The sequence below is a fragment of the Duganella sp. Root1480D1 genome, from assembly GCF_001427305.1.
Taxonomy (GTDB): domain Bacteria; phylum Pseudomonadota; class Gammaproteobacteria; order Burkholderiales; family Burkholderiaceae_D; genus Rugamonas.
The window spans coordinates 397,258-420,393 of record NZ_LMFZ01000012.1 but is presented as its reverse complement, the minus strand read 5'-3'; the positions used below and the strand labels follow the sequence as shown (position 1 = coordinate 420,393).

At 63.2% G+C, this 23,136-nt stretch carries 14 protein-coding genes; 8 read left to right on the top strand and 6 right to left on the bottom strand.

The genetic code is table 11. From position 1 onward, the window contains the following. Window positions 1–22 precede the first annotated feature (22 nt). Entirely contained in the window at window positions 23–2,338 is a 2,316-nt protein-coding gene (locus tag ASD58_RS14265; protein WP_057261815.1) for a DNA polymerase II, read from the top strand. On the opposite strand, the gene ASD58_RS14260 is transcribed toward ASD58_RS14265, so the two are convergent. From ASD58_RS14260 to ASD58_RS14245, 4 genes are all read right to left on the bottom strand, one after another. Then, the gene (locus ASD58_RS14260; protein ID WP_057261814.1) at window positions 2,335–5,046 is read right to left on the bottom strand and encodes a TonB-dependent receptor; all 2,712 of its coding nucleotides are present in this window, start codon (window positions 5,044–5,046) and stop codon (window positions 2,335–2,337) included. The genes ASD58_RS14265 and ASD58_RS14260 overlap by 4 nt on opposite strands. A gap of 82 nt (window positions 5,047–5,128) precedes the next feature. Then, on the bottom strand, window positions 5,129–5,644 hold the full coding sequence (locus ASD58_RS14255) for a hypothetical protein (protein ID WP_156401278.1): 516 nt from the start codon (window positions 5,642–5,644) through the stop codon (window positions 5,129–5,131). Between the two features lie 94 nt (window positions 5,645–5,738). Continuing rightward, a complete protein-coding gene (locus tag ASD58_RS14250) occupies window positions 5,739–6,938 on the bottom strand; it encodes a PAS domain-containing sensor histidine kinase (RefSeq protein ID WP_057261812.1) in 1,200 nt (399 codons plus the stop codon). Continuing rightward, entirely contained in the window at window positions 6,928–8,244 is a 1,317-nt protein-coding gene (locus ASD58_RS14245) for a sigma-54 dependent transcriptional regulator (protein WP_057261811.1), read from the bottom strand. Before ASD58_RS14245 ends, ASD58_RS14250 begins: the two co-directional genes overlap by 11 nt. 146 nt (window positions 8,245–8,390) lie before the next feature. Here ASD58_RS14245 and ASD58_RS14240 point away from each other — a divergent pair, with 146 nt between their 5' ends. From ASD58_RS14240 to ASD58_RS14230, 3 genes are read left to right on the top strand one after another with little or no spacing between them, the layout of a single operon-like run. Next, window positions 8,391–9,719, top strand: a complete 1,329-nt coding sequence (locus ASD58_RS14240) for an efflux RND transporter periplasmic adaptor subunit (RefSeq protein ID WP_229209982.1) — start codon at window positions 8,391–8,393, stop codon at window positions 9,717–9,719. Between the two features lie 20 nt (window positions 9,720–9,739). Next, window positions 9,740–10,420, top strand: coding sequence for an ABC transporter ATP-binding protein (locus tag ASD58_RS14235; protein WP_057261809.1), 681 nt, complete (start codon window positions 9,740–9,742; stop codon window positions 10,418–10,420). A 12-nt stretch (window positions 10,421–10,432) separates the two neighbouring features. Next, window positions 10,433–12,886 (top strand): FtsX-like permease family protein, encoded by a 2,454-nt coding sequence (locus ASD58_RS14230; protein WP_057261808.1) that lies wholly within the window; start codon window positions 10,433–10,435, stop codon window positions 12,884–12,886. Here ASD58_RS14230 and ASD58_RS14225 read toward each other — a convergent pair. Together ASD58_RS14225 and ASD58_RS14220 are read right to left on the bottom strand one after the other, a co-directional pair. Beyond that, window positions 12,878–13,804: a DMT family transporter gene (locus ASD58_RS14225; protein ID WP_057261807.1), complete on the bottom strand. Its 927-nt coding sequence runs from the start codon at window positions 13,802–13,804 to the stop codon at window positions 12,878–12,880. The two genes, ASD58_RS14230 and ASD58_RS14225, sit on opposite strands and share 9 nt — an antisense overlap. A gap of 35 nt (window positions 13,805–13,839) precedes the next feature. Continuing rightward, window positions 13,840–14,604: an AraC family transcriptional regulator gene (locus tag ASD58_RS14220; protein ID WP_229209980.1), complete on the bottom strand. Its 765-nt coding sequence runs from the start codon at window positions 14,602–14,604 to the stop codon at window positions 13,840–13,842. 134 nt (window positions 14,605–14,738) lie between these two features. On the opposite strand from ASD58_RS14220, the gene ASD58_RS14215 reads away from it, so the two are divergent. The 4 genes from ASD58_RS14215 (at window position 14,739) to ASD58_RS14200 (ending at window position 23,082) form a co-directional block, all read left to right on the top strand. Then, window positions 14,739–15,503 (top strand): carbohydrate-binding family 9-like protein, encoded by a 765-nt coding sequence (locus tag ASD58_RS14215; RefSeq protein WP_057261806.1) that lies wholly within the window; start codon window positions 14,739–14,741, stop codon window positions 15,501–15,503. A 250-nt stretch (window positions 15,504–15,753) separates the two neighbouring features. Beyond that, window positions 15,754–18,852: a TonB-dependent receptor gene (locus ASD58_RS14210; RefSeq protein ID WP_200951606.1), complete on the top strand. Its 3,099-nt coding sequence runs from the start codon at window positions 15,754–15,756 to the stop codon at window positions 18,850–18,852. Between the two features lie 64 nt (window positions 18,853–18,916). Then, window positions 18,917–20,437 carry a tryptophan halogenase family protein gene (locus ASD58_RS14205; protein ID WP_057261805.1) on the top strand — a complete coding sequence of 507 codons (1,521 nt, stop codon included), beginning with the start codon at window positions 18,917–18,919 and terminating at the stop codon, window positions 20,435–20,437. Further along, window positions 20,434–23,082 carry a glycoside hydrolase family 2 protein gene (locus tag ASD58_RS14200; protein WP_057262098.1) on the top strand — a complete coding sequence of 883 codons (2,649 nt, stop codon included), beginning with the start codon at window positions 20,434–20,436 and terminating at the stop codon, window positions 23,080–23,082. The genes ASD58_RS14205 and ASD58_RS14200 overlap by 4 nt, the downstream gene beginning before the upstream one ends. Window positions 23,083–23,136 lie beyond the last annotated feature (54 nt).

The window sequence follows — 23,136 nt, the reverse complement described above, 5'->3', positions numbered from 1 at the left end:
TCCATACAGTATAATCCTGCGCATGCCTGGTTTTATCCTCACCCGCGCCTGGCGCGACGCCCGCGACGGCACGGAAATCGAGTTCTGGCTCGCAACCGATGACGGCCCCCGCAAAATATTGCTGACAGCACAAGCTTCGGTCGCCTTCGCCGAGGCTTCGCTGCGCGACACCATTGCCACCCTGGTGGCCGACATGCCGGGCATCGATGTGCGCGAGGTGGCGCTCAAGACTTTCCGGCGCGAGCCGGTGGTCGGCATCTACGCCAGCCATTACAAGCAGTTGCAGGCGTTGGAGCGCAAGCTGGGCGAGCGCGGCATCCGCCTGTACGAGGCCGACATCAAACCGCCGGAACGCTACCTGATGGAGCGTTTCATCACCGCCGGCGTTGAAGTCGAAGGCGGCAAGCTGCGGCCGGCGCCGGAATACCGCCCGCGCCTGCGCATGGTGTCGCTCGATATCGAGACCAGCGCGTTTGGCGACTTGTATTCGATCGCTCTGGAAGGTTGCGGCCAGCGCCAGGTCTACATGCTGGGCGAGCAGCCCGCCGTGGCGCCGCAGGTGGATTTCGACCTCGAATACTGCCCGACGCCGCGCCGCGTGATCGAAAAGCTCAACGAATGGCTCCGCGTGCACGACCCGGACGCTATCATCGGCTGGAGCGTGGTGCAGTTCGACCTGCAAACACTGCAAAAGAACGCCGAGAAATACAAGGTGCCGCTGCTGCTTGGCCGCGAAGGCCGCCCTGTCGAATGGCGTACCCACCAGGCGCGCGACGGCTATGTATTCGCCACCATCCCGGGCCGCATCGCCATCGATGGCATCGAGGCCTTGCGCGCAGCGTCGTGGACCTTTCCGTCGTTCAGCCTGGAGAACGTGTCGCAGGCCTTGCTGGGGGAGGGCAAGGATATCGGCAGCGATTACGACAAGATGGCCGAAATCGAGCGCCGCTTCCGCGAAGACAAGCCGGCGCTGGCCACCTACAACCTGAAAGACTGCGAGCTGGTCACGCGTATTTTCGAGAAGACGCGCGTGATGGACTTCATCCTGGAACGTTCCCATGTGACGGGATTGGTGCCCGACCATATGGGCGGTTCGATTGCCGCCTTCAGCCACCAGTACCTGCCGCGCATGCATCGCGAAGGCTATGTGGCGCCGAATGTGGGCGAGGTGCCGGCGGTGGCATCGCCCGGCGGCTTCGTGATGGATTCGCAGCCCGGCCTGTACGACTCGGTAGTGGTGCTGGACTTCAAGAGCCTGTACCCCTCGATCATCCGCACTTTCCTGGTCGATCCGGTCGGCATGCTGGAAGGCGAGGCGGAGGCGGAAGCCGGCGGCGACCCGGTGCCCGGCATGCGCGGCGCCCAGTTTTCGCGCACGCGTCACTGCCTGCCGGCCATCACCACCCAGCTCTGGCAAGGCCGCGATGCCGCCAAGCGCGAAAAGAACGACGCCCTGTCGACCGCCCTCAAGCTGCTGATGAATTCCTTCGTTGGCGTGCTCGGTTCCACCGATTGCCGCTTCTATCACCCGCAGCTGATTTCCTCGGTCACGCTGCGCGGCCACGAATTGCTCAAGCTCACGCGCGAGCTGGTGGAAAAGGAAGGCTATGAGGCGATCTACGGCGATACCGACTCCATCTTCATCTGGCTCAAGCGGCCGCATGAAACGGACGAGGCGCTGGCCATTGCACGCGCGCTGGTCGCCAGGATCAACAAATGGTGGAAGGATCGCCTGCGCAAGAAGTACAAGCTGGAGAGCTTCCTGGAGATCGAATTCGATACCTATTACCAGAAGTTTTTCATGCCGACCATTCGCGGTACCGATATGGGCAGCAAAAAGCGCTATGCCGGCCTGACCAGCGATGGCGACATCATTTATCGCGGCCTGGAAGTGGCGCGCAGCGACTGGACGCCGCTGGCGCAGCAGTTCCAGCAAGGCCTGTTTGCCCGCATCTTCCGCAACGAGCCGTACCAGGACTTTGTACGCGACTACGCGCGCAACACGTTGTCCGGCGCGAATGACGAACTGCTGGTGTACCGCAAGCGCCTGCGTCATCGCCTGGACGAATACCAGGTCAACGTGCCGCCACAGGTGCGCGCCGCGCGCCTGGCCGATGAATTCAACAAGGCGCAAGGCCGTCCGCTGCGCTACCAGAATGGCGGCCGTATCAGCTACGTGATCACGACCAGCGGGCCGGAGCCGCTGGAAGTGCGGCGCTCGCCGATCGACTACCAGCATTACCTGGATAAGCAGTTGCAGCCGATCGCGGACGCGATCCTGCTGCCACTGCATGACAGCTTCGCCGCGCTGACCACGGCGCAGCAGGCGCTGTTCTAGGGCGCTGGCGTATAGCGCAGGCCGAACCAGTAGACGATTGGAACTGAATGGCTGTCTTTCAGCAGCGTTCCGCCTGCACCGACCGTGCTGGTTAGGCGCTCGCCAGTCAGGTTCTGCACCTGGGCCAGCAGCATGAGGCCGGGCTGGAGCCGGTAGCTGGCCTGCAGGTCGACCTGGTGGCGCGGCGCCCAATACAGGTCTTGCCATTCAATGTCCGGCACGACCGCACGCAAGGCCTGGCCCTGTTTGTTGTAGGCGGCACGCAATTCCAGTGCGCCATTGCTGTAGAAAAGCGACAGGTTGCGCATCTGGCCGGGTTGGCCGGCCAGGTGGCCGATAACACGGGAACGCTTGTCCGATTTCAGCACTTCCATGCGGCCTTTCAGCAAGGTCCAGTTGGCGCTGAAGCCAAAGTCGCGCGCGGCAGGGTGCAGCCACGCCAGCGAATTGACCACCGCACCGATCTCGAGGCCCTTGATCGAGGCCGATGCAGCGTTGACCGGCTTGGTGACGACGGCACTCGCGTAGTTGACGCCTTCGTAGGTGTAGCCGAGCGAGGAGGCGTTGAAAATCTCGTCCTTGATGTCCTTGCTGAACACCGCGGCAGACAGCAGGCCGCCGGTCCGCGCCGGCAGCTTCCAATTGATGCCAAGATCGGTATTGGTGGACAGGCGCGGCTTGATCTCGGGGTTGCCTGCCATGACGGTGACGCCGCTTGCGTTGGCGTTGCCGCGTTCAGCAGGGTTCTGGAAGTCGATCGAACTGCGCGCCGCATATGCGTCGTAGGCTGGGCGTCCGATGGTCTGGCTGGCGCCCAGCCGCAAATCGACTGATGGCGTCCATTGGTAGCTGGCCAGCGCGGAGGGCAGGGCGAAGCGGTAGCGCGAGTTGGTTGGCAGCTCCGTCCAGGCGCCTGCCACGCGCGCGCGGCCGATTGTCGACTGGCGCGTGGAGTCGAAGTGCACGCCGAAGCGGGTCGTCCAGGCGGCGGCCGCGTAGCTCAGCATGCCGTAGGCGCCGGCGATGCGCTCCGCATGCTCATAGTTGTCCTGCATGCTCAAGGCGGTCTGGTCCACCGCATTCAGGCCGCCTGCGGCGCTCAGCGTGTCGATATAAGCGGCGACGCGCTGCGGGTCGATCGTCAACATGTCCAGGTTGGACTGGTTGTACATCAGCCTCGGCCCGGCCGCGCCAGTCACGTCGGCCAGCGTGCCCTGTTTCGCGCTGGTGTTCGGCGAAAACTGGGTACGGGCAAGGCTGTAGTAGGATGCATCGCGCGTGAAGCTGGTGCCGGCGGCATAACCCAAGCCGGGGCCATCGCCGTTGCTGCGAATGTCCAGGCGCAGGTATTGGACGTCGTTGCCGGCATTGCGATGGAAGCCGGAATCGGGGCGGTAGTAATTGAGCTTGTAGTTATCCAGCTTGTAGTAAGCGGCCGGAGAAATATTGAAGGAGTGATTGAGCGATTGCGTATCGTAGTCGATCGCGAAATCGGGGGTCGGGGTAGGCGAGGTGTCGCCGCCCCCAGGCGCGCTATTGCGGCTGCCCGTCGAATATTTGATCATCAGGATAGGCTCGCGGTAGGAGGCGCGCGAAGCGCCGGCAAGCAGGCTGGCCACCTGGTTGGGCGCAACTTGCCAATCCACACCAGCCTGGAGCAAATTGGTGGCGGTGGTGGCTTGCTGGCGCGCGTAGCCAACTTCAACGTCGCCGGCCGCATAACGGCCCGCGGTAGCCGACTGGTTTAGCACTTTCGCGCGGTTGCGCGGATCGATGATGAGCTCATTGCGCTCCATGTCGTCATGCGCCATGTAGCGGCCGGCAGTGGCGAAGCCTTGCAGCGTGCCGGAGAGCCGGGCTTCCAGCTTGGCGGTCAGGTCGTAGCGCCTGCGCTGGTTTTGCGAATACCAGTATTTATCCTGTTGCGGCACGGCGAAGCCGTTGCCCTGGTTCGCCCCTCCTTGCAGGATGCCGGCCGCGTTATAGAAGCTCTCATTGGTGCTGTCGGTCGTCATGTGCGCGTTGGCGTTGCCGTCCGTCGCCTGGTAGCCGGCCGATACCACCAGGCCAAACTGGCGCTGCGGTCCGAAGATCGTGCTGCCGGTGGCGGCCAGACGTTGTCCCATGCGCTCATGCCTGCGCGGTCCTGCGACGTCGTCCGGCTTGCCGATGCTCATGTCCAGCGAAAAGAAGTCCTTGCCGCCGCGCGCGAAAGCGCTGCGCGTCCGCAAGTCGATGGCGCCGCCAATGCCGTGGGCGTCCTGGTCGGGAAGGAAGGTTTTCGATACGAGCATTTCGCCGATCATCGACGAAGGCAGCAGGTTGAGGCGCGCGCCGCGGCTGGCGGAGCCATTGCTGTTGGCAATGCCGGGCGACGCGACCGGAATGCCGTCGATGGTGACCGGGTTGTAAGCCGCGCCAAGGCCGCGAATGACCGGCGCGGCGGCTTCATCGCGCGGGCGCTCATTGTCCACGGCGGACAACACCGACACGCCAGGCAAGCGGCGCAGGACGTCGAGCGGGGTCAGGTCGGGCAAGGCCTGTACGTCGCTGGCGCTGGCTACGTCGGCAACGCCGGGGTAGCCAAGTTTGGCCGCAAGACTATCCTGCTGTGGCATGCTGGAGCCGTTGATGACGACTTCGGTGATCGCTGGTGCTTCGCCGGCGCGCGCTTGGTCATGCAAGCCGAGCGTATTGAGGATAGCCATGGCAATGCCGGCCAGGCGATGTCGGTCTGTTATTTGATGCATGCGAAATTGGGAGCTGCTGCAGCGGGGGCGCGAGTTTACACTAAGTACGCGGCGTGGACAGGCGCATCACCCATTTCGTGAAAAACAGCAGGATCACGGTTCCCGCCAGGTCGCCCAGTGCCATGACGGCAAAGCTGCCCAGCAGGTGGCCGCGTCCCTCGTAGAGGGCAAACCAGATATGGTGCAGCAAGGGGCTGGCGAAGGAATAGGCGACGGCGCAGGCCAGCACCTGCCATGCGGCCAGGTTGGCCAGTGAGCCTTGCAGGTCGAGCCAGCGCCTGGCGCCCAGGTAGACCAGGTAGGGCGCGGCACTGGCGAGGATGCCGCCGGCAAAGGCGCGCACCGGTTCGTGCGGGAAAAGGATAAGGAAGCAGTAAAGCCAGGAGACTGCCAGCAGGCCGATCGCACCAGCTTCGGCAAACAGCAAGGTGGCCAACAGGCGCACGCCGGCGGGCAGGTAAATCCAGTTGATCCCTTCGGCAAACTCCAGTTGCTTGAACAGGAGTTCATTGATCAGCAGTGCGGCCCCGAACATGACCATCGTTGCAAGGATCATGGAGAGGTTCTGGCGGACGCTTGTCATGCTGGTCGTTTGTCGTGGACGAATCGCCAAATATTAACCAATATGCACCGAGCGGCGCAATCCACTGCTAAAACACCACGACGAATCGCGCGCCGCCAGCAACAGAGCGGCTATATCGCACCGTTCCTCCGTTGCGATGCACAAGTTGCTTAACCAGCGCGAGCCCGATGCCGCTGCCTTTTGGTTTCGTTGTGAAGAAGGGCGTGAAGATTTGTCCCGCCACTTCGTCAGGGACGCCGGGACCGTTGTCGGCGACTTCGATGCGCAGGCGACCGCCACGTGCCAGGCTGGCGCTGAGCGTCGCTTGCGGCGTGCTGGCGCCAACGCTGGCTTCAGCGGCGTTTTGCAGCAAATTGACCAGGGCCTGTTCCAGTTGGCCGGGATCGGCGCGTAATTGCAGGGATTCCGGTTCTACGCTGACCAGCAAGATGCCGCCCATCACCAGCCAACCTGGCGCGGCCAGTGCCTTGACGCGCTCGAACAGGGCTCTCAATTCGATGGTCTGCGGCTGTGCTTCAGGCACCGTGGCAAGTGCGCGATATGCACTGACGAAATGCGCCAGGCTATCGGCCCGGCGGCTGATTGCATCGAGCGCGGTGTCCAGGTCCTGTGCCAGGCCGGGCGGCAATTGTGCGCCGGACAGCATCTCGCGCGAAGTCTTCGACAGCGAGGCGACTGGGGTCAGGGAATTCATGATTTCGTGCGTCAGCACGTGGACCAGCTTTTGCCAGGCTTGCATGGCTTCGGCCGCGAGTTCGTCCTCCATCGGCAACAGGGCGACCAGCTTTTCCTGGCGGCCGTCCACGTTCAGCGTATTGGCACAGGCCAGGGCACGTTCACTGCCTGCCTCGGTGTCGAATCCAAGCACACGCCGCTGCCCGGACGCCAGGCCGGCCAGGCTGGCAGCCAGGACATCGCGATCGGCGGCACGTCCCGGCGCGAGCAAGCGGCGTGCGCTGGCGTTCAATGGCTCCAGGCCGGGCATCCTGAACAACGCGATCGGTGCGAACTCCAGCCGCGACTCGGCCACAACCGCCTGCGTCGCAAACTGCTGGCGCTGCAGTTCGGAAACCGGGACAGGCGGCTCCAGCGGCAGCGCATTGCCGGCGGCTACGCCGCGTAGGCCGCGCTGCAGCAGGTACAGCGCGACGCAGGCGACAACTGCGCTGCCTGCCAGTGCCGCAGCTTGCCGCCAGGCTCCAGCCGAAAAGGCAGCAGCCGCCAACAGGAAAGCGCCGGTGGCGGCGGACCAGCGGTCAGAGTCCATGTTTCTCCAGTCTTCGGTACAAAGCGGCGCGGCTTACTCCAAGCAGCCGGGCTGCGCGCGAGATATTGCCCTTGCATTGGTCGAGCGCCGCAGCCACGGCTTCGCGCTCCAGCGTATCAAGGCTGCGTGCGGGAGTGTTTTCGACCGGGGCGCTTGCCTCTTGGCCGAAGTCTGCGGCTTCGTAGCGCCCGCCTTCGGAAAGGATGACGGCACGCTCGCAAGCATGCCGGAGCGCGCGCACATTGCCGTCCCACTGCAGCGCACCCAATGCCGCTTCCGCGTCGGCCGCGAATAAACGCGCCGGCTTGGTATACTGTTTTTCATAATGCGCCAGGTAGTGGCGGACCAGGAGCGGGATATCCTCGCGCCGTTCGCGCAGGGGCGGGACACGCACCACAATCGTATTCAGCCGGAACAGCAAATCGGTCCTGAATGACTGTGGATCGCGCAAGCGAGCTTCATCGAGGTTGGTGGCGCTGACGACCCGCACGTCAACAGCTTCGGCCCGGTCGGCGCCCAGCGGGGTGACTTCGCGCCGCTCCAGGGCAGCCAGCAGGCGAGCCTGGGCCGGCAGGGGCAGGTTGCCGATTTCGTCAAGGAACAGCGTGCCGCCGGCAGCGGCCTGGAAGCGTCCGGCGCGGTCGTTGCGGGCGTCGGTGAAGGCGCCTTTGCGATGGCCGAACAATTCGCTTTCCAGCGTGGATTCCGGCAAGGCGCCCATGTCGACTGCCATGAAGGCCTTGGCCGCGCGCCGCGAGCATTGGTGCAGTGCGCGTGCCACCAATTCCTTGCCGGTGCCGTTTTCACCCAATACCAGCACATTCGCATCGGTCGGCCCGATTTGGGCAATCAGCGCACGCAGGTCGCGAATGGCTTTCGACTGGCCGAGCAAGGCGCCTGTCCCGGATGCCGCCGATGGCATTGGCGTTGGCGCGGAAAGTGCATTTTCCACCATCGCCAACAACCGATCATTGTTCCAGGGCTTGGTGATGAAATCGCAGGCGCCGCGCTTCATGGCCTCCACCGCCAGCGGGATATCGGCATAGGCAGTCATCACGATCACGCTGGGCGGCTGCGGCAGCGCGCGCAATTGCGCCAGCGCGGCCAGGCCTTCGCTGCCGTCGGTGCGGCCGGGAGTGAAGTTCAGGTCCAACAGAACCAGGCCTGGCACGCCATCGCGCAAACGGTGCGCTAGCAAGCGTGGCTCACCCAGCGTATCGACCCGTTCAGCGCTTTGGCGCAGCAGCAGGCGCGCCGCCAGTGCGACGTCGGCATCGTCATCGAGGATCAGGATATGCGAAGGCATGGCCGCGATTCTAGCAGCCCCCTTCAGCCCCGGACAGTGGCCGGTTTCGAACACCTGAAACTGTCCGGAATCGGACAAATTTCGTCCTCATGGCTGCCAGCGGCACCTGTTTCAGGGGTGGCACGGGGTTTGCAAATGCATGCTGCATGAACCTGCACGCAACAAGACCCCGGGAACGCGCGCCGAGCGGCGCCGGAATGGACCTGCCCATGCCGCCACGCCATGGCCGGCGCCTGCGCATTACATTGGCCCTCACTGCCGCCGTGGCCGCCCTTGCATTGGGAGCCTGGCTGCTTGCGCCGCATGGCCTGATGGTGGCGAGCGCCCAACTGCGTATTGCCAGCGTCGAACGCGGTATGTTCCGCGATGACGTTTCCCTTCGCGCCATTGCCTCGCCGCTGCAATCGGTGATGCTTGATGCGGTGGAGTCGGGCCGCGTGGAGGAGGTGCCGGTGCAGGATGGCGCAGTGGTGGCGCAAGGCGATGCGCTGTTCCGCCTGTCGAACCCGCAGCGCCGCCTTGAAGTGCTGCAGCGCGAGTCGGAACATGCGCAGCAAATCTCCAACCTGGCCAACCTGCGCGTGAATATGGAGGCCGGGCGGGCAGCCCGCCAGCGAAGGCTGGCCGATATGGAGTTTGCAATGGCACAGGCGGAAAAGCAGCATGCCCGCACCAGTGCCCTGTCCGCACAGGGCTTTATTTCTGCGGCCGGGTTGGAGGAATCGGGCGACCGCCTGCAGCAGCAGCGCCGCCTGCTTGCCAATGAGCGCAGCAATAATGATATCGAAGCTGCGACGCAGGCCGAAGCCCTGCACCAGATGGAGGCCGCCACGGCGCGCCTGGAAGCGGGCCTCAAACTGGTGCATGCCGCAGTGGACGCGCTGGTGGTGCGCGCCCCTGCGCCAGGGTGCCTGACCGACTTTCGCCTCAAGGTCGGTGAAACGGTCGTCCCAGGACAGCACATCGGGCGCATCGACGAGCAGGCGCGCTTCAAGCTTGATGCCCAGGTCGATGAGTTTTATCTTGCCCGGCTGGTGCCTGGCCTGCGTGGCACCGCACACATCGGCAACGGGACATATGGCCTTGCAGTCAGCCGCATCTACCCGCAAGTCAAGGACGGCCGCTTCGCCGTCGAGCTGTCGTTTGACGCCGATGCTGTTCCCCGGCTTAGTCCGGGCCAGGCAGTCGAATCCACGATCACACTCGGCGGCGCGCAAGCGGCGCTGCTGCTTCCGAACGATGCTTTCGCCACCGACGGCGCGGGCGCCTGGGCCTATGTAGTCGACGCCGACGGCCGCGGCGCCAGCCGCCGCGCGCTGCGACTTGGGCGCCGCAACAACGCCCAGGTCGAAGTGGCAGCGGGGCTGGCGGCGGGCGAGCGCGTCATCGTTTCCAGCTATGCGCGTTACGGCGCGATGCAGCACCTGCAATTTGATGCACCCATTCCGATTTCCACCCCGCTACAATCACCATGATAAAGACTATGAGAACCAGCATGTTCAGCCTCCGGAACATCACCAAGACCTTTGAAGGCGGCGAAGTCCGCACCCGTGCACTCGACCACATCGACCTCGATATCGAAGCCGGCGAGTACCTTGCCGTGACTGGCCCCTCCGGCTGCGGCAAGTCCACGCTGCTGTCGATCCTCGGACTACTCGACGCACCGGATAGCGGCGAATACAGCTTCGACGGCCGGCCGGTCAGTTCCTGGAGCGAGGGTGAATTGAATCGTCTTCGTCGCGGCCGCATCGGCTTTATCTTCCAGGGTTTCAACCTGATCGAACAGCTAAGCGTTGCCGAGAACGTTGAGCTGGCGCTGCAATACATGAATGTCGCTCCGGCTGAACGCCGCCAGCGTGTCGCGGCAATGCTGGAAAAACTTGGCATCGCCCACCGCGCCAGGCATCGTCCCTCACAACTATCAGGCGGTCAGCAGCAGCGCGTTGCGATTGCCCGCGCCCTGGTTGCAAATCCGGCCTTGTTGCTGGCGGACGAACCGACCGGCAACCTGGATACCGCCCATGGTGAGGAAGTCATGCGCCTGCTGCGGCAGATCAATGCCGAAGGCACGACCGTGGTGATGGTGACCCACTCGCCGGCCCACGCCGCGCAAGCATCGCGCGTGCTGCGGCTGCTGGATGGCCGCATCCTGGTCGATGCGCTGCAAGCCGCCTGAAGGAGAAGCCGGATGATTTTTCGCGATTTCCGTATCGGCTGGCGCACTCTCATGCAGGAACCAGTGTATTCCCTGGTGGCCATCGCAGGCCTGGGCATCGGCCTTGCCGTTGCTGTGCTGCTGTTTGGTTTTGTACGCCACTCGACCCAATACAATGTGCACATCCCCAATGTGGAGCGGACGTATATCCTGAAGCAGCAGCTCAATATGCATGCGGGAGCTCCGGTATATGACACGGCACCGCTGATGCTGCGTAAAGCGGCACTGGCGTTGCCCGGCGTGGAGGCGGCAACGGCGTTTGTTCCGGCACGGCCGGCCGTCGCTCCGCTCGCCCTGCGGGTGAATGACAGGCTGGTTCGGCTGAATGCCCTGCTCGTCATGCCTGGCTTTACGCGCATGCTGGGCCTGCGGGCGCTGCGGGGCGATCTTGAGCATGCACTGGAGGCACCGGAAGGGCTGGTCCTGACGGAATCGGCTGCACAACGCATGTTCGGCGAGCAGGAAGCCCTGGGCCAGACCGCAGTGCTTGCCGGCCCCAAGCCGAAGCAATTGCGCGTCATGGCCGTGGTACGCGACCAGCCGGCCAATACCACCATACCTTTTGAAGCCCTGGCCGGCAGTCATACGCATCTGGCCGACCGCGTCATGCAGGAAGAAATGCAGGATGGCGCGCGTGGCTGGGGCGGCCGTATCCTGGTCCGGGTACGCCAGGAAGCATCCTTGCCGGCCATTGTTGGCGCCCTCCAGGCCGCGGTTGAAGATTCACCCATGGCCAGGGAAATGACGCCGGAGGCACGCCAGGCGCTGGGCGGCCGCCATGCGATTGCGGTGTCGCTGTTTCCAATGCGTGATGCCTATTTCGATGACCAGGTAGTTGGCGACCAGGTTTGGGCGAGGGGTGACCGTGGCAACCCGGCCGCCATCGCAGCACTGGCGGCGGTGGCCGTGCTGGTGCTCCTGCTTGCGAGCGTAAATTATGTGAACCTGACCGTGGTGCGCGTCATTCGCCGCCAGCGCGAGATTGGGGTGTGCAAGGTTCTTGGTGCGAGCACCAGGCAGGTGGTATTGCAGATGCTGGCTGAATCGCTGCTGGTTTGCCTTCTGGCGACGGTGCTGGGCCTGGTGTTGGCATGGTTGCTGCTGCCCGCTTTTTCCGGACTGATGCAGCGCGACCTGGCGGCGTTGCTGTCGCCCGTAACCGTCTGCTATGCATTGGCCTTGGGCCTGGCAATCGGCTTCCTGACTGCCTTGTACCCGGCATGGATTGCGATCCGGGCCCGTCCAGCCCAGGCGCTGGGCGGCCGCCCGGATGCGGAGCCTGTGGGCGGAGGCTATCTACGACGTGCACTGACTGTGTTCCAGATGGCCAGCGCCATGGGACTTGCCGCCGTGGCGCTTGCGGTAGCCTGGCAAACGCAATTCGCCATGACCGTCTCGCCGGGCTTCGATCCGGCGCCTATCCTGATCGTGAATACGCCGGGTCCGGCGCGCCAGGACCCTGATGTGCGGGCTTTCATGGCCGAACTGGAGGCGCAGCCCGGCATCGCCGGCATCGCAGTTTCAGATGATCCGGCTACCGCCGACCAGGGAATGTGGAGCGCCACGCTGCGGCGTCCAAGCGGAACCAATGCCGCCGTCGCCATCAAATCGGTCGGTAACGACTTCTTCCGCAGCTACCAGATCAACCCCGTGGCAGGACGCTTGTTCGAGCGCAGCCGCGACAAGGATGATGACCCCAGCCTGGTTGTCCTGAATTCGCTCGCGGCCCGCGCTTTAGGTTTCGCTACCGATGCCGAAGCGATTGGCCAGACAGTGGAGATGGTCACGCCCGAAGCAACCATCCGCAAGCAGGTGATCGGGATCGCACCGCAGATCCGCTACCGCTCCCTGCGCGAGCAGCCTGGCCCGCTCGCTTACGAGCTCTGGACTGCGTCGGTGACGCTGAACATCCGTACCTCGGGGGACATCCGCGCGGCGGAGTTGCAGGTCAGGCAGCTATGGAGCAAATACTTCCCGGACGACATGCTGGAAGTGCGTTCTGCCAGCCAGGTGATGGCCGACAGCTATGCCGAAGATGCCCGCATGGCCAAGTTGCTCGGGCTGGCAACCGCGATCGCCCTCGCCATTGCTGCCTTTGGTACCTATGTGCTGGCCGCATACGCCGTACAGCGGCGCAGCAAGGAGATCGTGCTGCGCAAGCTGCATGGGGCCAGTCCGCGGGATATCGGCTGGCTGGTGGCACGCGAGGCGGGGGCACTGGTGCTGGCGGCTGCCGTCATTGCGATTCCTCTGGCTGGCGTGGCGATTGAGCGCTACCTTGCCGGATTTGTCGAGCGAGCGCCTATCGCGTGGTGGACCCTGCCTGGCGCGCTGGCTGCGACAGCAATTGTCGCAGCCGCTGCGGTGGCCCGCCATGCATGGATCGCCATGTGCATGCATCCTGCATCGGCCTTGCAGTCAGCGTGAAGCTTTTGGCCCGTGCGCCAGCGCGCACGTGGCCACGCCCGATACCAGCAATGCCATCGCCGCGGCCTCGATCGCAGTCGGCCAGCGCGCATCCCACAGGAAGCCGTACAGCGCCGCAAACAAGGTCTCGAACACGATCATCTGGCCGGTCAGGGTGAGTGGCAAGGCGCGGCTGGCGTAGTTCCAGAAACCGTTGCCGATGATGGAGCAGAGGATGGCGACGCTGGTAACCACGGCCGCAAAATACAGCCATTCGGGAGCACTGTGCTGCGGTGCTCCGGAAACCAGGGCCGGCACTGCCAGCAGCAGGGCTTCCGCGCCTGTCACCAGGCCGGTGAGCATGCTCCATTCATGCGGCGTAATGGACTTGAGGCGTGCCAGACACCGGCTGTTGCCGACTGCGTAGGCGGTCCACGATGCCAGGGCGCCGCTCGCGTACAGCAAGCCGGCCAGCGAGCCTGTTTGTAGGTGCTGCCAGCTGATGCAAAACAGCCCGGCGGTGCTGAGCATAATCGACGGCAGCAGGCGACGCAACGGAATGGCGCCGGCATCGCGGCTGCCGGCCAGCGTGATCACCACCGGCAGCAGGCCGATCACGATCGATGCCATGGCAATGCCGCCGGCCTGCACCGCCTTCGCCAGGAAAAAATAGTAGACGATATTGCCCGCAAAACTGAGCCAGGCCAGGGCCTTCCATTCGCGCCAGGCCAGCTTGGCAAGCAGGCGGCGCCACGAGCGCGAGACGAGGAGGGCGGCGATCAGGCCGTAGGCCAGGTAGCGGCCCGCGGATAGCTGGATCGGCGTGAAACCGCGCGTCAGCTCCGGTGCGAGGAAAACCAGTCCCCAGAATGCGCCGGCGATGACGCCGGCAATAATGCCAAGTGAAATATTCAATGCCCATCTCCCAAATAGGGACATGGTGGATGCTGTGCGGGCAAAGGTCTTGGCGCGGTCTACCGGATTTTTGTCGCAGGCTCCTGTCCCAGGCGGCGATAGGCGGCCGGCGTGGTGTCGAGATGCATGCGCATGGCGCGTGTGAGGGCGCTCTGGTCGCCAAAGCCGGTAGCCAGCGCGATATCCGCAATCGGCTGGCCGGAATGGCGCAACAGTTCGCAGGCGCGATTGAGGCGCCTTGACAGCAGCCAGGCGCGCGGGCTGCTTGCCAGTTCGTCCTGGAACAGGGCATGCAGGCGGCTCACGCTCATGCGTGCATATTGCGCCATCGATTCGGTCGTCCACGGCAGCGCAAGATGTGCTTCGGCGTGCGCCAGCAGGGCCGCCAGGCGCGATTGCAGGCGTGGCGGTTGCAGCATGAGCGTATCCAGCAGCAGCGGCACCCAGCCGCGAAGCAGCGCCCCTGGGACTGCATTCCCGGCGATGGAAAGCTGCATGAACTCGACCAGCTTGCGCGCGGCGGGACTGATGCCGGCGAACGGCCGCTGCGCCAGGCATTCCCAGGCGGGATGGTTCATCGCAGCCTGGTCGACGTCAACGATCAGCGAGCGGTTGTCGACGGCGCTATGCTGCGAATGCCAAGCCCCGGCCACGACGACGGCGCCTTTCAAGGGAGTCAGCCGGTCGCCCTTGCCTTCGACTTCAAGATCCACTGCGCCCGATAAAGGTAGTACCAGCTGGGCGAACGCATGGCGGTCTGCCATCCACTGCTGGCCGTAGCTGCGGATGTCGATATCGGCAAATGGCGGTTGGATGATAGGCACGAGGACACCAGGAAGACGGGACGGACATTCCCAGTTTACTAAAGTTCACTAAAGAGTGGCCGAATTTCGCCAGGCCAGTTGAACCGGCCTTGTCTCCTTGATATAAGTTTTGACCATCCAGGGAGGGCACTTTGATGAAGGCATTTGCTATCGTATTTGGGGCCATGCTGGCTGGCGCCGTTCCAACCGCAGCCGGGGAGTCCGCGCCGCTGGCCTATGAATGCCTGCGGGCTGCGGGCCCGATCCGTATCGATGGAAAGCTGGACGACCCTGCCTGGCGGAACGCGCCGTGGACTTCCGATTTCGTCGACATCGAAGGCGACAGCAAGCCGCGCCCGAAGTTCCGCACGCGCGTGAAAATGCTGTGGGACGAGCAATTCCTCTACATCGCCGCCGAACTCGAAGAGCCGGAGGTGAAAGCCACGCTGACGCAGCGCGATTCCGTGATCTTCAAGGACAACGATTTCGAGGTCTTCATCAAGCCGCTGCCGGACACCAAAAGCTATTACGAATTCGAGATCAACGCCCTCAATACGGGCTGGGACCTGTTCCTGCCCAAGCCCTACAACGAGGATGGGCAGCCGGACAATAGTTGGGACATCGAAGGCCTGAAAACCGCCATCGCCGTGCAGGGAACCCTGAACCAGCCGGCCGACAAGGACCAGGGCTGGACCGTGGAAATCGCCTATCCCCTGCGTGCTTTCGCTTCGCGCCAGGCAGTGCCGCTTCCTGGGCACGGGACCACCTGGCGCATCAATTTCAGCCGCGTGGAATGGACTGCCGGCCAGCCGAAGGAAGACAACTGGGTGTGGTCGCCGCAGGGCCTGATCGACATGCATGTGCCGGGCCGGTGGGGCTACCTGCAGTTTTCCGAAAATACTTCCACACTAAACAAATAGCCGCCGGCATCGCTCCAGGGCGAAAAGCCACTGTCGCAAATCCGCCGCACTCTTGTTTACTAATCAAAACTAAACTTCATTCAAACTTTGAAAGTTTGTTGAAGTGCCATAGCCTCTTTTGTAAGAATTCTCCTTGAGTGGACGCGATCCCATCGATGTGCAACGGCATCATCGTCGTTTAGTAAATCGATGATTCGAGGCTTGCTACCGCGATATAAAGCCCGTCATCGGGCATAACCAGGAGACACGCATGACGTTCAGAACCCATCTCGCTTCACGGCAGCGCGGCTGCCGCGCAACGCCCATCGCCATGGCGGTGAGCGTGGCACTGCTTTCCCTTGCCAGCGCCCAGGCACAAACCGCGTCCACCCAGCAGGCGCCCGACCAGAAGGCCGACCCGAATACCGTGGTCGTCACCGGTTACCGTTATGCGATCGAGAAAAGCCTCGACCAGAAACGCGACGCCAACTCGATCGTTGAAGTGATCACCGCCGAAGACATCGGCAAATTCCCTGACAAGAACGTCGCCGATGCGCTGCAACGCGTGCCGGGCGTGGTAGTGACCCGCAGCGGCGGCGAAGGCAAGAACGTCAGCGTGCGCGGCCTGTCGTCGGAACTGACCCTGACCCAGTTGAACGGCAACTACATCGCCACGGCGGAATCCAATGGCGACCCATCTCGTTCGTTCAACTACACGCTGCTGCCGTCGAACATGCTGTCCAGCGCGGAGCTGTTCAAGACGCCGGAAGCGCGCATCGATGAAGGCGGCGTTGGCGGCACCGTGATCCTGCATACCCGCCGCCCACTGGAAGTGAAATCCGGCTCCGGCTTCGTTTCCGCGGAGGGTACCTGGGCAGACACCACCAAGAAGACCGACGGACAGTTCTCCGGCCAATACGCCTGGCACGATGACGACAACCGCTTCGGCATCCTGGTCGGCTTGACCAGCCAGAAGCGCACCACCCGCACGATGAGCGCCAGCACTGAAAACTGGCAGTGGTATGGCGACGATTACGATGCTCATCCCGCCACCGACGTCAATGGCAAGCCTTCAGACCTTAGCTCATACTGGTGGGGGCAGTCCGGCTTCTACGACCAGAACGGCAAGTACTACACCAACTTCATGATGCCGACGTCGGTCAACCTGAACGTGAAGAGCGAAGAGCGTGAACGCAAGGGCGGCCAGTTGACCATGCAGTTCAAGCCGGTACGCAACCTGACCCTGACCGCCAATTACTTCCGCTTCGACCTGAAGCAGAATTCGCAGACCAATATCCTGAAGGTTCCGGAGTGGAACCTGGCTCGCTACAGCGGCGACGGCAACTGGCCGGGCGGGCGCATGCTGGATGGCCTGACCTTCGACCGCAGCGGCACCCTGGTCACCGGCGCGCAGTACAGCGTCCATCCGGGCAAGGCTTACTATTGCAGCGAGGCGCAAGCCGCAGCGGCCGGCAAGCAGCCTGGCGGTTGGGGGCCGGACGATTGCACCATCCCGACGCCGCAGATCACCGGCAGCTACAACCAGGAGAAATCGCTGTCGCAGACTGCCGACTTTGAAGCCGAATGGCGCGGCCAGTCGCTGGATGGCATCTTTAAGTTTGGCCGTACCTGGGCCAGCGGCGGCCCGCAAATGCAGATGACGATGCCGATCAAGCCGCGCCTGCAGAACGCGGACGGCAGCTGGACTCTCGGTAACTACGCCAGCTCCTGGAACACGGTCGGCACCCCGACCATGGTGTTCTCGCCGGAGTTGATGGCCAACCTGGGCAAGGGCATCGGTGAAATCGACCTCGGTTCCACTTCGTCATCGTGGACCAAGAACAGCACCCAGCAGAAGTACGTCCAGGCCGACATGACCTGGCACTCCGAAAGCAACTGGCTCGATTCGCTGCAATTCGGCGCCAAGTATCGCAATGGCGGCACCCACCGCGCCACCGGCAACAACTACTGGGTCTGCAAAGGCGCCGATCCGTCCGACTACGACAAGCGCTACCAGGCCGGCTGCGATCCGACTGCAAACAAGTTCCAGCCCCAGTTCCTGTATGGCGGCTCGCTGGGCAACCTGGCAGGCGGCATCAATGCCAGCGCCTTCCCGGCGATTAACTATCCGGCCTACATCTCCTTCCTGAACCAGAGCTATGGCCAGATGCAGACCCGTAACGAAGACAACTTCGTCTACAACGTCGACGAGAAGATTGCCTCCACCTACCTGCAAGCCAATGTGAAGACGGAGCGCCTGCGCGGCAACGTCGGCCTGCGCCTGGTGCGCACCAGGCAGCATGCCGATTCGACCGACCAGGTGGAAAGCTACAACGACTACTTCTACAACGGCGCCAATGGCAACCCGGCACCTTGCTTGGCGGGCGGTTTGCCTGCGGCCGGCGCACCGGCCGGTTCGGGTTGCACCAGCGGCTTCACCAGGCTGCCGGACAGCATGGCGCGCGAATCGTCGTTCGTGGTCAGTTCGCTCGATCGCACCTATAACGACGTGCTGCCAAGCTTCAACCTGGCCTATGACCTGACCAAGGACCTGCTGCTGCGCGCGGCCGCGTCCAAGGTGATCTCGCGCCCCAGCTACAACGACATTGCCTCGCCGGGCGGGCTGCAGTATTACAGCCAGGAATACGTCAACGACCGCCGCCTGATCGGCGGTGGCGACCAGCAGGGCTGGTTCGGCGCCGGCAGCAACAAGCAGCTCGAACCGTACAAGGCCAAGCAGTTCGACCTGGGCCTGGAGTGGTACTTCCACCGCGGCTCGGTGCTCGGCATCGACTTGTTCCGCAAGAACGTCAGCAACTTCGCCGTGCCTGTGGTGCGCGACGTGACCATGAACGTCGGCGGCCAGAATGTGACCGTGCAGCGTTACTCCACCAGCGCGGGCGGCCGTGATGGTGTGTCGAAAGGCGTTGAACTGTACGCACAGCATACCCTGGACATGGGCCTCGGCTTCCAGTTCAACTACACCTATAACAAGACCAACCAGGCCGATATCACCATGGCGGATGGCACCAAGATTGGCGAATCCCCTCTGGTGGGCAGCGCCAAAAACCAGATGAACTTGACCGTGTTCTACGAAACCGACAAGTTCCTGGCGCGCGCTTCGTACAATCGTCGCGGCGAAGTGGTGGATGGCCTGGAAAACGGCTTGAACGTGTATGAGGAGCCGTACTACCAGGTGGACTTGAACGTGGCCTACAACATCACCAAGGAGCTGAGCCTGACCGCTTCGGTGCTGAACCTGACCAAGGAAGAAACGCGCTCCCACTTGGGTAACGACACCAAGGACCGCTTCTATTCCAACGGTTATGCCGGCCGCATTGCCTACTTTGGCCTGAACTACAAGTTCTGATGCTTCCCTCCTTCCTCCCCACGCCTCGCGGCTGGGGAGGTTTTTTCCTGTTTTGGGTGCCGCAATGAACCAGCACAACCGAATCAGCAAGATCACAATCGTCGGTGGCGGGAGCGCGGGCTGGATGGCCGCTGCCGCTTTGGCCACCTATCTTGGCAAGGGGGCTTCGGTGCGCCTGATCGAGTCCGAGGAAATCGGCATCGTCGGCGTGGGCGAAGCAAGCGTTCCGCATATCCGGCTGTTCAACGGGCAAATGCTCGGCATCGACGAGGCCGAATTCATCAAGCGGACGCAGGGCACGATCAAACTCGGTATTGAATTCAAGGATTGGAGCCGCCTCGGCGACAGCTATATCCACGGCTTCGGCACTATCGGCCGCTCGGTCGGGCCGCTGCCTTTCCACCAGTTCTGGCTCAAGCTGTATCAATCCGGGCGCGCGGCGCCGATTGGCGAATACTCGCCGCAGACCGTGATGGCGCCGCAGGGCAAGTTCGCACCCTGCGACCGCAACGCGTCGCCCGGCTCTCCGCTGGCCGACATCGCCTATGCCTACCACTTCGACGCCAGCCTGTATGCGCGCTTCCTGCGCGAACTGGGCGAGCAGCGCGGGGTCCAGCGAATCGAGGGCAAGATCGTCGGTGTGAACCAGCGCGCCGACGACGGCTTTATCGAATCGGTGACGCTGGAAAGCGGGCAGGTTGTCGATGGTGAGTTGTTCATCGATTGTTCGGGATTCCGCGGGCTGTTGATCGAGCAGACACTGAAAACCGGCTATGTGGACTGGAGCCACTGGCTCCCGTGCGACCGCGCCATGGCGGTGCCGTGCGAGGGCGTAACGCCGATCGCGCCGTACACGCGCTCCACCGCGCGCACGGCGGGCTGGCAGTGGCGCATCCCGCTCCAGCACCGCACCGGCAATGGCTACGTCTATTCGAGCCGGCATATCAGCGACGACGAGGCCGCCGCGACCTTGCTGGCGAACCTGGACGGCAAGGCGCTGGCAGAGCCGCGCGCACTGCGCTTCACCACCGGCATGCGCAAGAAGTTCTGGAACAAGAATGTGGTGGCGCTTGGGCTGGCCAGCGGATTCCTCGAGCCTCTTGAATCCACCAGCATCTACCTGGCGCAATCCGGCATCACCCGATTGCTGGGACTATTCCCTAAACGCGACTTCAACCCTTTGCTGGCGGAACGCTTCAACCGCGAGTCCGTATTCGAATATGAACGGGTGCGCGACTTCCTGATCCTGCATTACAACGCCACGGAGCGCAACGACTCGCCGTTCTGGGACTATTGCCGCACCATGCCGATTCCGGAGAGCCTGCACGAGGCAATCGAATTATTCCGCTACGATGGCCGCTACTTCCGCAATGGCGAAGACTTCTTCGCGTTGCCAAGCTGGGTGCAGGTGATGCTGGGCCAGCGCATTGTTCCGCAAAGCTACCACCCGATCGTGGACGACATGCCAGAGGAAAAACTGGTCGACGTGGTCGAAAGCATGCGCGCGATGCTGGCAAGCGCGGTTGCCGCCATGCCGACCCACCAGGAGTGGATTGAGCGCCATTGGAAGGCGAGCGCGCCATGAGCACGCACCTGTACTGGCGTTCCCTGGTGGCCCTGCTGCTTGGCCTGTTCCTGACAGTGGTTGCCGCAGTTGCGACAGCTGCCACGCCGAACCGCGCCGTCATCGACCAAGGCTGGACATTCAGGCTCGTGCCCGGCAACGCGCAATTGGCTGCGCATCCCGAAGCCCTGCCCTGGCATGCAGCGAGAGTTCCTGGCACTGTGCATACCGACCTGTTTGCGAACAAGCTGATCCCCGATCCCTACGTTGGCGCGCCGGAAGCCGGCTTGCAATGGATCGGGCTCGCTGATTGGGAATACCGCACGCGCTTCGATGCGCCGCGCCAGGCCGCCCGCAATGACCTGGTGTTTGAAGGCCTGGATACCTTCGCGGAGGTGTGGCTGAATGGCGAAAAGCTGACCGACGCTGATAACGCTTTCCGTACCTGGCGCATTCCGGTGAAAGGCAAGCTGCGCACCAAAGGCAATGAGCTGCGCATCGTGCTGCGTTCGCCGATCGCCAGGCTGCTGCCTGCGGTGCGAGCCATGCCGCGCAAATTGGCAGGCAACTATCCCTCGCCGTATGGCGACGAACCGCCGGACGCGATGACCGGCAACTTTGCCCGCAAGCCAGGCTATCACTATGGTTGGGATTGGGGGCCGCGCTACGTTACCGCCGGCATCTGGAAACCGGTCGTGCTGGAGAGCTGGGATGCCGTGCGCATCGACAACCTGCAACTGCGCCAGGATCGCGTGGATGAAGCACGCGCCGATATCGCCGCCGTCGTCTCGGCCGATGCCGTGCGTAATGGCACGTTCGACCTGCGCCTGTGGCAGACTGCACCGGGCGGCAAGCGCTCGCTGGCTGCACTGCGCCGTGTTGAGATGCGCGCAGGTGAAAATCGTATCGAACTTCCCGTGCGCATCGAGAGTCCGCAGCGCTGGTTCCCGAACGGCTATGGCGCACAGCCCTTGTACCGCTTCGAGGTCGAAATCAGTGACGGCAAGGTGACCGTGGCCAAAGCCAGCGCGCGTACCGGCTTGCGCAGCGTCGCCTTGCGCCGCGAACCGGACGACAAGGGCAAGAGCTTTTATTTCGAGGTTAACGGCATTCCGGTGTTCGCCAAGGGGGCGAACAGCATTCCGTTCGATATGTTCCAGCCGCGCGTGAGCAAGGCGCAATTACGCCGCGTCCTGCAATCGGCGCGCGATGCCAACATGAACTTCCTGCGCAGTTGGGGCGGCGGTTACTACGAGAGCGACGATTTCTTTGACCTGGCTGACGAACTTGGCCTGCTGGTGTGGCAGGACTTCATGTTCGGCGGCGGCATGCCGCCAGCCTATGACGATGCCTTCCGCGCCAATGTCGCCGCTGAAGCGCGCGACAATGTGCGGCGCCTGCGCAACCATCCGAGCCTGGTCCTGTGGTGCGGCAATAACGAGGAAGAAATCGCCTGGAAGTACTGGGGGGCCGGCAAGGAGATGATGGATGCCGATCCAACGTTCGCCGCCAAGGTCTGGAACGGATATGTGCAGCTTTTCGGTACTGAGCTGCGCAAGGTCGTGGCGGAGGAGGGCGGCGGCATCGCCTACTGGGCCAGTTCGCCCAGCGACGACCTGGCCGAAGCGGCCAATACGCCAAGCAGTGGCGACATGCACTACTGGGAAGTGTGGGGCAATCCGGCCCATCCGCCTTCAAAATACCTGGGCATCACGCCGCGCTTCATGTCCGAATATGGCCTTCAGGCGTGGCCGGTGCAGCGCAGCATCGACGCCTTCGCCAGGCGCGGCGAGCAAGGAATCGCCACGCCCGTCATCGAAGCCCACCAGAAGTTCCTGGCCGGGAAGGGCAATGAACGCCTGATGAAGTATGTGGAGTACGAATTTGGCCTGCCGAAGGACTTTGAAAATTTCGTCTACCTTAGCCAGGCCGCGCAGGCCGAAGGCATCGAATTGGCGGCTTTGCATCACCGCGCCAGCCGGCCCTACACCATGGGCTCGTTGTACTGGCAGCTTAACGACGTATGGCCGGGCGCTTCCTGGTCGAGCGTGGACTGGTTCGGCCGCTGGAAGGCGCTGCAGTTCCATGCGCGCCGTTTTTATGCGCCCGTTGCAGTGGCCGCGCTGCGGGACGCGGAAGGAAAGACTGCTCTCAGCCTGCTCAACGATCGCAGTCACCCGGTGCGCGGGGAGTTGCGAATGCGGCTGATGACGCTCGACGGCAAGCTGCTGCGCGACGAGCGCAAGCCGGTCGACATTGCGCCCCTGTCGGCTGTCCGGCTGGCCAGCTTTAGCGACGCGGATTTGTTGGGCAGCGCCGATCCCGCATCGACGGTCGCGGTATTCGACTTGCAAACAGAGGGTGAACCGGCCTCGCGCCGCGTGGTCTATTTCAAGGCCGCGAAGGATATGCGCTGGACAGATCCCGGCCTGCATGCCGCGCTGCGCCGTGACGGCACCGGCTTTGTGCTGGCACTGCGTGCTGCGACGCTCGCGCGCGCCCTGTGGATCGATTTCGGCGACGCTGATGCCGAGATTGCCGATAACGCAATAACGCTGCTGCCTGGCGAAGCAGTGAGCTTGTACATTGCGTCTAAAGCCAGTCTGGCGACACTGCGCAATTCCTTGCGCTTGCGTACCTTGGCTGGTGAGGTGCGTGTTTACTAAAACAAGCTAAAAGACCGTGGTTTTTACTGCTTTTGTTGACGCCCGCAAAAGCCG